This is a genomic window from Dyadobacter sp. CY345, assembly GCF_021502725.1.
Classification (GTDB): domain Bacteria; phylum Bacteroidota; class Bacteroidia; order Cytophagales; family Spirosomataceae; genus Dyadobacter.
The window spans coordinates 145,202-157,618 of sequence record NZ_JAKFFS010000001.1; the positions used below are offsets into that span (position 1 = coordinate 145,202).

Annotated in this window: 14 protein-coding genes; 3 read left to right on the top strand and 11 right to left on the bottom strand. The window is 40.1% G+C overall.

All coding sequences use genetic code 11. The features are described 5' to 3' along the window. Positions 1 to 45: 45 nt before the first annotated feature. The 7 genes from L0657_RS00625 to L0657_RS00655 form a co-directional block, all read right to left on the bottom strand. The gene (locus tag L0657_RS00625) at positions 46 to 1,428 is read right to left on the bottom strand and encodes an HmuY family protein (RefSeq protein WP_235148388.1); all 1,383 of its coding nucleotides are present in this window, start codon (positions 1,426 to 1,428) and stop codon (positions 46 to 48) included. Between the two features lie 33 nt (positions 1,429 to 1,461). Continuing rightward, positions 1,462 to 3,723 carry a TonB-dependent receptor gene (locus tag L0657_RS00630; protein ID WP_235148389.1) on the bottom strand — a complete coding sequence of 754 codons (2,262 nt, stop codon included), beginning with the start codon at positions 3,721 to 3,723 and terminating at the stop codon, positions 1,462 to 1,464. A 203-nt stretch (positions 3,724 to 3,926) separates the two neighbouring features. Further along, positions 3,927 to 4,457 carry a YceI family protein gene (locus L0657_RS00635; RefSeq protein WP_235148390.1) on the bottom strand — a complete coding sequence of 177 codons (531 nt, stop codon included), beginning with the start codon at positions 4,455 to 4,457 and terminating at the stop codon, positions 3,927 to 3,929. A gap of 35 nt (positions 4,458 to 4,492) precedes the next feature. Continuing rightward, positions 4,493 to 4,831 carry a n-acetylglutamate synthase gene (locus L0657_RS00640; protein WP_235148391.1) on the bottom strand — a complete coding sequence of 113 codons (339 nt, stop codon included), beginning with the start codon at positions 4,829 to 4,831 and terminating at the stop codon, positions 4,493 to 4,495. A 28-nt stretch (positions 4,832 to 4,859) separates the two neighbouring features. Further along, positions 4,860 to 5,426 carry a DUF1003 domain-containing protein gene (locus L0657_RS00645; RefSeq protein ID WP_235148392.1) on the bottom strand — a complete coding sequence of 189 codons (567 nt, stop codon included), beginning with the start codon at positions 5,424 to 5,426 and terminating at the stop codon, positions 4,860 to 4,862. A 52-nt stretch (positions 5,427 to 5,478) separates the two neighbouring features. Next, a complete protein-coding gene (locus tag L0657_RS00650) occupies positions 5,479 to 5,862 on the bottom strand; it encodes a glyoxalase/bleomycin resistance/extradiol dioxygenase family protein (protein WP_235148393.1) in 384 nt (127 codons plus the stop codon). A gap of 67 nt (positions 5,863 to 5,929) precedes the next feature. Beyond that, a complete protein-coding gene (locus L0657_RS00655; RefSeq protein ID WP_235148394.1) occupies positions 5,930 to 6,739 on the bottom strand; it encodes a helix-turn-helix transcriptional regulator in 810 nt (269 codons plus the stop codon). Positions 6,740 to 7,164: 425 nt separating this feature from the next. Here L0657_RS00655 and L0657_RS00660 point away from each other — a divergent pair, with 425 nt between their 5' ends. Both L0657_RS00660 and uvrB read left to right on the top strand, forming a co-directional pair. Then, positions 7,165 to 8,019 (top strand): cupin-like domain-containing protein, encoded by an 855-nt coding sequence (locus L0657_RS00660; protein ID WP_234649908.1) that lies wholly within the window; start codon positions 7,165 to 7,167, stop codon positions 8,017 to 8,019. A 77-nt stretch (positions 8,020 to 8,096) separates the two neighbouring features. Then, positions 8,097 to 10,115: an excinuclease ABC subunit UvrB gene (uvrB, locus tag L0657_RS00665; RefSeq protein WP_235148395.1), complete on the top strand. Its 2,019-nt coding sequence runs from the start codon at positions 8,097 to 8,099 to the stop codon at positions 10,113 to 10,115. A gap of 25 nt (positions 10,116 to 10,140) precedes the next feature. On the opposite strand, the gene L0657_RS00670 is transcribed toward uvrB, so the two are convergent. From L0657_RS00670 to L0657_RS00680, 3 genes are all read right to left on the bottom strand, one after another. After that, a complete protein-coding gene (locus tag L0657_RS00670) occupies positions 10,141 to 10,440 on the bottom strand; it encodes a type II toxin-antitoxin system RelE/ParE family toxin (RefSeq protein ID WP_235148396.1) in 300 nt (99 codons plus the stop codon). Beyond that, a complete protein-coding gene (locus tag L0657_RS00675; RefSeq protein ID WP_235148397.1) occupies positions 10,427 to 10,642 on the bottom strand; it encodes a hypothetical protein in 216 nt (71 codons plus the stop codon). Before L0657_RS00675 ends, L0657_RS00670 begins: the two co-directional genes overlap by 14 nt. A 92-nt stretch (positions 10,643 to 10,734) precedes the next feature. Further along, a complete protein-coding gene (locus L0657_RS00680; protein WP_235148398.1) occupies positions 10,735 to 11,274 on the bottom strand; it encodes a 5' nucleotidase, NT5C type in 540 nt (179 codons plus the stop codon). A gap of 112 nt (positions 11,275 to 11,386) precedes the next feature. Here L0657_RS00680 and L0657_RS00685 point away from each other — a divergent pair, with 112 nt between their 5' ends. Next, positions 11,387 to 12,136, top strand: coding sequence for a DeoR/GlpR family DNA-binding transcription regulator (locus L0657_RS00685; RefSeq protein WP_235148399.1), 750 nt, complete (start codon positions 11,387 to 11,389; stop codon positions 12,134 to 12,136). Here the strand turns inward: L0657_RS00685 and L0657_RS00690 are convergent. After that, a complete protein-coding gene (locus L0657_RS00690; RefSeq protein ID WP_235148400.1) occupies positions 12,133 to 12,288 on the bottom strand; it encodes a hypothetical protein in 156 nt (51 codons plus the stop codon). The genes L0657_RS00685 and L0657_RS00690 overlap by 4 nt on opposite strands. Positions 12,289 to 12,417 lie beyond the last annotated feature (129 nt).

Genomic DNA, 12,417 nt, shown 5'->3' on the forward strand with positions numbered 1-12,417 from the left:
AAGGCACAAGCTGTTCTCTCTGATTTTTTGGAATAAGTTAAATAATTAAGCTCCTTTTTTAACCAGTTTGTATTCAAGTTTTGGCTTACCTCTTTCGCCACCGTCACTGGCGTGGAAGCTCAGGAACCTGAGTTTGTAAACATTTCCGGCAGCATCTTTGATGACATAAAAACGATCTGTTTTTACGCCGACCGTTCCACCTGAGGTAACTCTCCATTTTGAACCGATCACGTCACGATCCGCAACGAAAGTCACTGCTGCTATATTACTTTCAGCAAATGTGTCATAAGTTGTAGTCGAAGTCAACACCTCCGCCGCAGTTACGCCTGCATGATGATTGATGAAAACAAGGTCTGAGAAAGAATAAGGAGTTGTTCCTGTGAAATACAGACTATATCCCCAGACTATATCCCAGCGTGCTTTTGCAGGTTCCACACTTACAGCGGCGCCTTTTTCAAGAGATGCGAACTGAAAATTATAAGTCGGATCTTTTGTTACATCAAGTGTTTTGAAAGTGGTCTCATTCAATTTTGCATATTGAAGTGTATAACCCGTTCCTTTTCGAAGTACTCGAACTTTGTAAATTTTATCAACTGTTAAAACTGAACCCGAACCTCCTGCACGATTAACTACATACACCTTATTTTCAGCATCCGTGGCAGAAATTTCCTTGATAACGGTTTTAGTAAGATCGCCGGTGACACCGTCATACAGTGCGAAGGTGCCGGCACCTTGTCCGACAGCTAGTGTGTTGATGTCAAGATCTTTATCGGAAACAGTGTTGATATCCGATTTGTTAATCTCAATGGCCGTCGCACCGTTGGTATTGTTAAGAACCACACGAAAATCTGTGCCGCTGTTGAAACCCAGATCCCAGCTATCGCGCAGCACAGGTGTCTGAGTGTTGGCACTCAAATCCAGATAAACGGAATTTCCGGCGCTCGAACCAGCCTCAGATCCAGCAATCCCGTTTAGTTGCAACTGTGTTCCATCCGAAACGATCGCCTTAAAGCTAAGCTTCAATTCAGTGTTTGTGCCAACAACAACAGGAGACGAAACCGACGCGATTTTAAATGTTATACTTTCGTCACCATTTAAAAGTACGCCTGTTTTTTTTAGCACCTTAATATTTGCGGTAGTTTGCCCAGCCGGAACTGTTAAAGCAATGGTATTATTTGTAGCTGCCGGCTCCGTTGTAAATTGCGTACCATAAGTCAAAAGGCTTGGCGTAAGTGCAACTGAAATTGAAACCGCAGTTTCCGCTGCTCTTCCCAGATTGATTTTTAGATCAACACTTTCTCCTTCAAATCCTTGCGCTGTTGATTCGAAAGAAGCGAGATTGTCCGGAAGTGGTGGTTCATCGTCGCTGCACGCGTTAAATATCCCTAAAAGTGTAATGATAAGCAGAGATTTGATCAATCGTTTCATAATTGTTTGTTTTATTAAAAATGGGTAGGTGTATTATCTTTTTGACCATTGGACATTCAGTCCCACAAAATAAGAGCGACCACTGAATCCCGGTCCGGTTGCGTCATGGCCGGTACCGATGGTTGTATTTTTTATAGAAGTCAGATCGAAGAGGTTTTTGGCTCCACCGATCAGATTGACATATTTTCCGATGGTTTTCGTGACAGTGATATCGGCCATATTGTATCCGCTAATTTGTCTGAGACTGGCCGAAACCGGCGTTGTGCTCATCAGTGCATAGGCAGGTTTTTTGCCAGTATACTTATAGAAAAGATTTACACTGGCTCCCAGTTTTGGGAAATTGTATAGAAGGTTTGCATTAATTTCCGGAGACCAGACAAATTCAGGAAGGTTCTCATTCAATTCCGCGTCGTCGCTAATTTCGTTGTAAGTTCCAATGTAGGTTCCGCCCAATGACGCCTGAATATTTTTCCAATAAAGTTTATTGTCGAACGTCAGGCCAGTGGTTTTGTACAAACTGATATTCAGATAAGTTGTCTGAGTAGGATTGTTGGGGTCAAATCCGGTATCGATCCGGTCGTGGAAAACATTATAAAATCCGCCAAGCGTCGAGGTTAAGCGGAGCGCTGTTTTTTCAACTGCGCGCCAGGTCAGAAAGGAATTAAAGCTGTTAGAATATTCTGCTTTCAGATTAACATTGCCATTGATCGAGTGCGAAGCATCGTGAAAATCAAAATACAATTCACGTAGCGCAGGTGAACGGAAACCGCGTGCATAACCCATGCGGAGGTCCAACACCTTATTCAGTATTATTTTCGCATTCAGCGCAGGAATAACCGGCGGGGCATCATAAACAGAGTTTTTAATGAAACGAACTCCCGGACTAAACTTTATCGCAGGCGTTATTTTCAGTTCAGAAGAAACGAAAAAGGCATATTCATTTATGGTTGGAGAGCCCAGAATCCGTTGCCCGCTGCTGTTATTGTTATTAATTTCGATACCAGGAAGAATCGTAACATTGGGGTTAATTTTATATAAAGCGGTTCCTCTGAAAAACACTGTCGTGAAAATGGATTTATCCTGAGCCGCCGCGTCAAGTGAAAGTGTCCTGCGGCCAGTGTTAAGATCCAGCACTGTACTCAGGGTTCTTCGGCTGTAATCGGTGTAGGAAAGTGCTCCCGTGAAACCTAATTTGTCACTCGATTTATACTCTCCCTGCGCCTGATGAAACCATCGTTTCGTGATATAATCCTTGTCCGCAGCTTTATTTTCGGCACTTATTTTCCCAAAATATTTTATGGTTTCGTCCGTTCCATTGAAACGATACCAGACGTTCCATTTTTCTCTCGAATACCCGATTCCGGCATTATACAGCATTTGTTCCTTCGGCATCCAGGCTTTCAGGCGGCCCGTGGAATCACCTTGCCAGCCGCCGAAGTTATTTCTGGTGAGGCTTCCGGATAACTGAAAGCCGTTCTTTTGCCAGTTAATTCCCAAATTCTGGTTATGCGTTCCCTTATGCGTAAAAGCGTTATACTCGTCACTTACCGTTTCTTCCTGTAAGCGCGCCGAAATGGAGAGATTGTCACTTCCATCTCCTTTTTTAGTAATTAAATTGATAACACCGGCCAAGGCGTCTGTTCCATAAATAACAGACATCGGCCCTTCGACGATCTCTATACGTTCGATGGTATTGATATCAATTTGGCCAAGACTTTCGCGTGTTGCACCACGGTCAACCATCGGAATTCCGTCCAACAAAATCTTTACACTTTGGCCGGACATTCCCATTAATTGTATATCCGACGTGCCGAGTGTCGGATCATTTGAAAATCGGATACCGAGTTCTGTATTAAGTATGGTTTGTACATTTGTAGCACCCCGCGCCCGAATCCGTTCGCTATCAATTGTGCGGACCTGATATACTGAATTACGTAACGATTGCTTGCCAAATTGCCCTGTTATCACAGCATCATCCAGTGAAATGCCTGATTCCGAGAGCTGTATATCGTCCAGTATCGTCACTGAATTTGTCACCACAACTGGCAGTTCACGTTTTTCATTACCAAGAAGGCTGGCGACCAGTGTGTAATTTCCGGAAGGGGCTTTCAGGCGAAAATTCCCATCGCTATTGGTTGTGCTGCCATATTTAGTATTCTTCAACGATATAGTTACACCCTCAAATGACTTACCGTTTTGTATTAAAATCTTTCCTCTGATTTCTCCGTATTGAGCAAAAACCTCTGGTGCGCAGGACAAACAAAGAATGCATATAAGGGTAAAAAAATGTTTCATTGGGGAATTATATCTATTTAGACCAATTATATTTTGCAAATAAAAGGTTAATTAGACTAATTACAAAGTAATGGAGAGCGATTTATTTTTTATCAGGTATGAATCCGGGTGTTTAAACGGAAATTGGTGGAAGCTAAAACTGAAAAATGCATCTAAATCAGCCTGTGCCGATTTAGATGCATTCTATATCTCTGTTGGATCTTTTATTTAATAACCGCCTTCATCGTCACAGTCACCACATCTTTCAATTTCCAGTTGCTTTCTCCCACTTTATAATCCAGCCTGTTAATCTCAAATGTGCTATTGAGTGAATAACTGCCGTCAGCATTTTTCTTTGCTTGGAATGGTAAGGTTACGGGTTTAGTAACATCTTTAATTGTCAGCGAACCGATTGCCTGATATTTATCACCCTTCTTCTCAATTTTGGAAGATTTGAAACGGATTTCCGGATATTTTGCAACGTCAAAATAGCTATCGCTTTTCATATCCTTATCACGGCCATTACTATTCGTTTTGAAAGAATTTGTAGCAACAGTGAGATTAAAGGCGGAGGCATTCAAATTATTCGGGTCAAAATTGGCAGTTCCTTTTGGCGCATCGAAGGTGCCGTTACAAGTGCCAAGGATAAACTTTACGCTAAAATCGGTCGAGCCTGAAATTACTTTTGAAGTCTGTGCCGGTGCTTGTAAATAAGCGAGTAATGTAAATACAAAAACAAAAAATGTTGATTTCATAAATTTAGAATAAGTTATTAACGAACCGAACATTCTCAAAGTTCTTCCAGAAGTGAATTGCCTTCCGACAGATCTCCCGAAGTCCATTGCCATTTTTCATGTAAACGAATTTTTCCGTTTGGTAATATTTCTGGCGTCGACTTGCATATGCCCGTCGTAATTTCACCCTTGTCATTAATCTGATGATACCGCATATCAAGGCATCCGTTTTCATCGACAAGCGCAATTAAATGTCCCATACGGATATTAGCGCCTACGTAATCGCAGGTCAGAAGGTTGCCTGATTGTTTATAATGAAACTGCATTTTTAAATCAACTTCACCATTTTCTGAATTCGAAAGAGGAATAAATGTTTTGCCGTCGTAATTAATCATTTTATAAAAAAGTTGCTGTTACCGGTATTTAGACATCATTTTTACTGCACAAACTATCCACGCGCTCTGTCAACTTTTTCAATAAGTCGAGCTGTTTTGCCTGCACATCAAATAAGGTTTTGATTTGTTCTTCCAAAAGTAAATCCATTTTCTGATGCAGACTGCGCACTTCCAGCTCTGCTTTCATATTGATCAGATAATCATTTTCTGCCCGTATCCTGTCTTTTTCTTCCTGCCGGTTTTGGCTCATCATGATGATAGGTGCCTGCATCGCTGCTACACAGGAAAGTATCAGATTCATCAAAATAAACGGGTAAGGATCGAACTGCTCTGCTTTTGGGAGCGTTGAATTGTAAATAATCCAAAGGATAAGAATTACGCTGAAGATAATAATGAACGTCCAGCTGCCGCCAAATCTTGCCACTTTATCAGAAACACGTTGTCCCTGCGTAAGAATTTCCTGAGGCGGATGTGCCAGATTGTCAACGATCAGTTCTTCTTCCTGAAAAGCTTTTGTGACAATATCATGTAATTTTTTAATCTGCTCGTTTTGGTTGGCGAGAATATCGTCAACTTTATCAAAAATTTCGGCCATCTTTAATTCGGGTAATTTGTTTTAAAAGTACGAATTAAAGATGGCTTGCAAATTATTTCACGGAAGTAATCCACCAAACGTTCCCGCTCGGATCTGTCACGCCGCAGCCCCTTCCATAATCCTGATCTGCCGGTTCCATAATCGTTATTGCTCCTTCTGAAAGTGCTTTTTGATAAGTTTCATCGGCATTATCAACATAAACAAAAAGATTGGCAGTTTCTGTTTTCCATTTTTCAGTACTGTCACAAAACATAATCGTACTGCCACCGATCTGAATTTCAGAATGCATGACAACGTCCGTATCATCGCGCATTTTCTTAAACATTACTTCCGCATCAAAAACCTTTGTCGTAAAATCAATAAATTTCTCAGATGATTCCAGCATTAAATAAGGCATTATCGTCTGGTGTCCGTTTGGAATTTTCATAGTGCTCATTTTTTTTTATTTTATGTTTAAGCAAATGTAACTGGCCGGAAATGGCCAAAATTGGAGAAACACGACATTAAACATCACGGTATTCTGCACCTTCTCCTTTTCCTGAAAAGAAAAATTTTGTGTGTTGTCCGGAAAATTCTTTAAAGTCGTGAATGAAATGAGACTGGTCATAATACCCGCATTCATACGCGATTTCCGTAAGTGATTTTTCAGAATCCCCATACATATTTACTGCGGATTGAAAGCGGATAATCCGGGTATATAACTTGGGACTGAAACCTGAAAAGGTTTTAAATTTTCTTTCAAATTGCCGGGTTGATAAAAAACTTTGTTCTGCCAGTTGCTGGACATTAGCAATGCCCTTCGTTTGAATGATATCACAGATTGTTGAAAAGACAGCCGGCTCATATCTGTAATTATCGGCAATCTTTTTTTCCAGAAAAGCGGTAATGATCTCAACTCTTTGCTCATTTGTTTTCGCCAGCATTATTTTTTCTTCCAAAACTTTGCCTTCATTTCCCATCAATGTTGGAAGATCCGGCATTTGGTTACTCAGTTCGTCGGACGGCATTGAAAAAAGTATCGGGATAGCAAAAGGGTAGAGATAAACACCAAAAATTCCAAAATTTTGACGAACGATAAAACGGCGGAAATTTTGAGACTGACCGTGAACACCTGAATGGAAAGAAGTTTCAATAGTATCGTTTGACAGGATTTCGTCAAAGGGAGCTTGATAATGAAAAATCATCTCTGCGCAGCCGTCAGCCATGACCCGATGGATATAAGGTTTTTCAGAACCGACTTCATTTTCTAAAACCCAAAAAAATCTAACAAATTTTGCAATTTTAGGCGGCGGGGCAATGGTCCGGTATTCCATAGATCAGGCTGTTTATTATTAAAAAACCTTTCAATAATCAAAAGTGAAGATACGTTTAATGTATAATTTTGAGGTTGATTCCGGTCATATTTTTTCGTTGTGCAATCATCTAATTTAGCGGCACTATTTGGAAATAATTAGTTGTAAAGTACACATTATGAAATCAGTCAACTAAATGTTAACTCAAAATACAATAGGTATATTTCCGATTTCCTTTAATACATTTGAAGAAAAATTGGCAATATTGATTCAAATACTAGAGGTCTGCATCTAATATTATCGTCGTTTTGATGAATAATATGAAATTCAAATCTTTTAGAACTAATACCCAAATTGGAATTGTTATAGGTAGCAGTTACAAAACGGCTGCGAGCTCATAACAATCTCTTTACTCAGTCGATTACTAATTATACTCAGTTTCTGTCATGAAATTAGTGCCCATAGAAAAGCGTACCGGACTTACCCGGGAAGAATTTATTGAAAATTATCTTAAACCAAGTCGTCCTGTTGTTTTCACAGATTTGGCAAAAGACTGGCCGGCCATGCAAAAATGGACATTCGAATGGCTTCGTGAAAACCACGGACAAATTGAAATTCCATTGGTGGACAACCACATGCACGACGCTGACAAATATTTCCAGATCGCAAAAACAATGAAGTTTGGTGAGTATTTGTCCCTGATCGAAAAAGGCCCGACAGACCTTCGGCTTTTCCTTTTTGATATTTTCAAAAAAGCTCCTTCTCTGACAGAAGATATCCGGTTTCCAACCATTATGGACGGGTTTTTGAAATACTATAAATTTGTATTTTTTGGTGGTGAAGGGTCTATTACAAACCTTCACTACGATATGGATTGTTCAAATGTATTTTTGACGCAATTCCACACCCGCAAGCAGGTTATTTTATTTTCACCGGAAGAAAGTACAAGACTTTATCAGCATCCGTTTACGGTAATGAGCAAAGTGGATCCGATCAATCCGGACTACGAGCGCTTTCCGGCAATGAAAGGTGCAACAGGTTTTGAAACGACTTTGTACCACGGCGAAACAATATTTATTCCATCACTTTGGTGGCACTATATCCGATATATCGACGGAGGTTTCAGCCTTGCGTTGAGAGCAAATAATTCAGTTTTCACTGCGGTTCGTGGTGGTATGAATCTTGTTCGTCACACCTTCGTGGACAAAGGTATGGCTTCTCTTTTGGGTCTCGAATGGCAGCATTGGAAAGAGAAAAAAGCAGTTGAAAAAGCACAGCAGCTGATCGCTCAGGAAGCATAGAGGAATTCTGACGCATTCCGAAGAAACTATTTTATCTTTGGAATGCGTTATGACTTGTATTCCTTTTATGTTTTGATATGAATTTTGAACTCACTTCCGAATACCAGCCTACGGGAGATCAGCCCGAGGCAATCAGACAACTTTTAGAGGGAATTGCAGCCGGCGAGCCTGCCCAGACTTTGCTTGGGGTAACGGGTTCCGGAAAGACTTTTACAGTCGCTAACGTCGTAGCCGAAATCAATCGCCCTACGTTGGTATTAAGCCATAACAAAACCCTGGCTGCCCAGCTTTACGGCGAGTTTAAGCAGTTTTTCCCGAATAACGCGGTTGAATATTTTATTAGCTACTACGACTATTATCAGCCCGAAGCCTTTATTTCAAGCACCAATACTTACATAGAAAAGGACCTGATGATCAATCAGGAAATTGATAAATTACGGTTACATACGGTTTCCTCGCTCATGAGCGGACGCCGTGATGTTTTAGTAGTTGCTTCTGTATCATGTATTTATGGCGCAGGAAATCCGAATGAGTACAAAAAGAGTATTGTAAAGGCAAAACTTGGAGATATTGTTAGTCGTAATCAGTTTTTATACAGACTGGTAGAAATTCTTTACAGCCGTACCGAAGTTGAATTCGGGCGCGGGACATTTCGGGTAAAAGGTGATACCGTTGATATTTATCCTGGATATGCGGATTTTGCTTATCGTTTTATCTTTTTTGGAGATGAAATCGAAGAAATCCAGCGCATTGAACCTGAGAGCGGAAAGAAGGTTTCAAGTGAAAAAGCAGTTTCTATTTTTCCTGCTAATCTATTCGTGACTGGCCGTGATGTGCTTTCTCAATCAATCAAGGAAATTCAGGATGACCTGGTAAAACAGATTAATTATTTCACCAATAATGGAAGGGTAGCAGAGGCTGAGCGCGTAAAAGAGCGTACAGAATTTGATATGGAAATGATGCGGGAGCTTGGGTATTGCTCGGGTATCGAAAACTATTCAAGATATTTTGACAGGCGAATTCCCGGTCAGCGGCCTTTCTGTTTGCTTGATTATTTCCCGGAAGATTTTCTGATGGTTGTGGATGAAAGTCATGCAACCATGCCGCAGCTAAAAGCCATGTGGGGCGGCGACCGGTCCAGAAAAGAAGCTTTGGTGGAATATGGTTTCCGTTTGCCTTCGGCGATGGATAACCGTCCATTGACTTTTCAGGAATTTGAAGACCTTACGCCTCAGACGATTTTTGTAAGCGCAACGCCGGCAGAATATGAATTGCGCCGCTCGGATGGAGTTGTGGTTGAACAGATTATTCGTCCTACGGGTTTGCTGGATCCGGAAATTGAAGTGCGTCCAAGTTTGAATCAGATTGATGATTTATTAGAAGAAATAAACATTCGTATCAAACAAGGCGACCGCGTTTTGATCACAACGCTGACCAAAAGAATGGCCGAGGAGCTGAGCAAATATCTGGATCGTGTTGGTATCAAATGCCGCTACATTCACTCCGAAGTAAAGGCACTGGATCGGGTTGAGATTCTTCGTGAATTGCGCTTGGGGGTTTTTGATGTTTTGGTAGGTGTCAATCTTTTGCGTGAAGGTCTGGATTTACCGGAAGTTTCATTGGTTGCCATCATGGATGCTGATAAGGAAGGTTTTTTGAGAGATATTCGCTCATTAATTCAAACAATCGGTCGCGCTGCGAGGAATGAAAACGGAAAAGTTTTGATGTATGCGGATGTGATGACCGGATCGATGGAAGAGGCAATTGGCGAAACGAACAGGCGTAGAGCAATTCAGCTTGCTTATAACGAAGAGCATGGAATTACACCAAAAACAATCCTGAAATCAAAAGAAGCGATTATGTCGCAAACTTCGGTTGCTGATTCGAAACCAAGAAAAATTTATGTTGAGCCTAGTGAAATCCGGATTGCGGCAGATCCCGTTGTTCAGTATATGGGTAAAAATGATCTGCAAAAACTGATCATCGAGACTCAGAAGAAAATGGAAAGTGCTGCAAAAGATATGGACTTTTTGGAAGCTGCAAGGCTGCGTGATGAGTTGTTGCAGTTGAAAGAGCGGGCTAAGGAGAAGGTTTAGCGTAAGTGTAAATCCGGATAAATAATTATTTAAATTTATCCGGATTTTGACTTGTGTGGAAAATAGAAATAACAAAAATTGTTTTTAATTTCTCGTCAATCCAATAACAAATCAGATACGGAAAAATCGTTAAAGGTGCAAAACGTAATTCATTTTCATATTTAACTGCAAATTTGAATGGATTATCACTGATTCGTTTCAAAGAACTGGAAACCTCGTTGAAAAATCTATTTCCTAATTCGGATTGTTTTTCATTGTACCAATCAAATGCATCTGATAATTCAATTTCAGCATCAGCAATGAGCTCTACGCTATACTGATTCATATTCTTTTTTTATTTCTTCCCAGGATCTGGATCCTATTTTACCTTCGATCAAATCTTGTTTCCGCTTAACAAGATCTGCCATTTTTTCATCAGAAACATAAAAATCATGGTCAAGGGCAAGCTTGATTTGTATTATTTCTTCCTCATTCAAGCCTTTAATAGTCTCAATAAGTTGATCGATTGAAAGATTTACAGATACCATATCACTACATTTTGCTAAAAATCATCAGTTTATAGTACAATATACAAATATTGGTTTGAATATAATGTCTTGTTTACAGGCCGAGGGTGTTCTTAAACCACCTCAATATTCTCTCTCAACAACTTTACTGCCTCAATCCAGTTATTAACCCTGGTATGTTTTGTAACATTGATGTTATGTCCGGCCGTGAACAGGATTGGCATGCCCTTATGAAAATCAAGATTTTTTAGATGATCATCAATTAAGAAGTCAGTACCGATCACACTTTTATCTCCACAAAAAATAATATTTTTCCAGGAAATAAACGAGAAGTGCTCAGCCAGCCAGTCATGTTTTTCAAGTAATGAATTTGGAAATTCCATCGCCGCTGACACGATATAGATTTCAAAATCTTTCTGTATTTCTTTCAATGCTTCAACGGCACCTTCAATAATAGGTGCATTTCTGAAAAATCCCGGCTTGTATAGGAGGCTTCTTGCCTTATCCGGATCGGGAAATGCAAAATCTTCCGGTTTTCCCAAGAGATCCTTTTTATCTACCCGAACGCCAAACTCCTGTTCGTATAAATTTATCCAGTTGGTTTCAATATCTGCAATGACATTATCCATGTCGATGGCCACTGTTTTTTTCATAAAAAGATTAAGTCTGGTTTGCTATATTGTGCATCAAATGTAAAAACAATCTGCAATATTTTGCAATATAAATTTTAATTAATTGATATATTTGCAAAAAGTTGAATTGATTATGTTAAAGGAAGAACGATTTCGGATAATACTGGATCAGTTGGGGCAGGATCAAAAGGTGCATTTGGCGGGGTTGAGCGGTATACTCAACGTTTCAGAAGATACTGTTCGTCGTGATATTAAAGAATTGGCAGATCAGGGGTTGCTGAAATCTGTAAGAGGAGGCGCTGTGCCTCACTCGCCTGGTCCGCATCGTTTTAAAGATCGCGTTGAGTATGGAAGTGAACAAAAGCAAATTATTGCTGGTAAAGCATTAAGCTTTTTGAAAGACGGGCAAGTTGCCATTTTCGATGGAGGAACTTCCGCTTTGTTAATTGCTCAGGCTTTGCCAAAAGATATTCATTTGACAGTTGTAACAAACAGTTTTCCAATCGCCAGTATTTTGGAAGAACATGAAAAAGTGGAAGTGTTATTTGCCGGCGGGCGACTTTTAAAAAACTCTTTTGTGACGATCGGAAATGAGACCATTCAATTTTTCAGAAAATTCAGAGCGGATATATGCTTTTTAGGAATATGCAGTATTCATCCGGATTTTGGTGTCACGGGGCCGGATTATGAAGAAAGCGAGGTGAAAAGAGCCATGGTTGAGTCTTCCAGAGAAATTATAGCGCTCTCTACGATGGAAAAACTCGGAACCGCTGAGGCATATTATGTTTGTCCGACCAATCAGTTAACTACAATAATAACCGATCAGCCGGACAATCTGGATGCATTTGAAATTTACAAATCGATGGGCATCAACATGGTTTAGTCTTCATCTTCCGAAGTTTGTTCAATCTTATTAAGCGTATCATCAATCGTTTTTGTTTCCTGATTTAAAACATTGGCAAATCCCAGCATATAGGCAATGGTGATATACCTGAGCCATTTTATGGCTCCGAGAATTATTTTATTGATTTTCATGATTTCTGATTGGAAGTAATAAAATAGCCGAAACCAGATTCCAGAATAGGCAGGAACTGACATTAACTTCGCAATTAATTGCTAAGCATTCCGACAAAAATTATAAGTTTGAAACAGTTAGAATCTGTT

Excerpts from the sequence above, each read along its gene's own strand:
- L0657_RS00625 (WP_235148388.1), bottom strand. The coding sequence starts at position 1,428 with ATGAAACGATTGATCAAATCTCTGCTTATCATTACACTTTTAGGGATA.
- L0657_RS00630 (WP_235148389.1), bottom strand. The coding sequence starts at position 3,723 with ATGAAACATTTTTTTACCCTTATATGCATTCTTTGTTTGTCCTGCGCA.
- L0657_RS00635 (WP_235148390.1), bottom strand. The coding sequence starts at position 4,457 with ATGAAATCAACATTTTTTGTTTTTGTATTTACATTACTCGCTTATTTA.
- L0657_RS00640 (WP_235148391.1), bottom strand. The coding sequence starts at position 4,831 with ATGATTAATTACGACGGCAAAACATTTATTCCTCTTTCGAATTCAGAA.
- L0657_RS00645 (WP_235148392.1), bottom strand. The coding sequence starts at position 5,426 with ATGGCCGAAATTTTTGATAAAGTTGACGATATTCTCGCCAACCAAAAC.
- L0657_RS00650 (WP_235148393.1), bottom strand. The coding sequence starts at position 5,862 with ATGAGCACTATGAAAATTCCAAACGGACACCAGACGATAATGCCTTAT.
- L0657_RS00655 (WP_235148394.1), bottom strand. The coding sequence starts at position 6,739 with ATGGAATACCGGACCATTGCCCCGCCGCCTAAAATTGCAAAATTTGTT.
- L0657_RS00660 (WP_234649908.1), top strand. The coding sequence starts at position 7,165 with ATGAAATTAGTGCCCATAGAAAAGCGTACCGGACTTACCCGGGAAGAA.
- uvrB (WP_235148395.1), top strand. The coding sequence starts at position 8,097 with ATGAATTTTGAACTCACTTCCGAATACCAGCCTACGGGAGATCAGCCC.
- L0657_RS00670 (WP_235148396.1), bottom strand. The coding sequence starts at position 10,440 with ATGAATCAGTATAGCGTAGAGCTCATTGCTGATGCTGAAATTGAATTA.
- L0657_RS00675 (WP_235148397.1), bottom strand. The coding sequence starts at position 10,642 with ATGGTATCTGTAAATCTTTCAATCGATCAACTTATTGAGACTATTAAA.
- L0657_RS00680 (WP_235148398.1), bottom strand. The coding sequence starts at position 11,274 with ATGAAAAAAACAGTGGCCATCGACATGGATAATGTCATTGCAGATATT.
- L0657_RS00685 (WP_235148399.1), top strand. The coding sequence starts at position 11,387 with ATGTTAAAGGAAGAACGATTTCGGATAATACTGGATCAGTTGGGGCAG.
- L0657_RS00690 (WP_235148400.1), bottom strand. The coding sequence starts at position 12,288 with ATGAAAATCAATAAAATAATTCTCGGAGCCATAAAATGGCTCAGGTAT.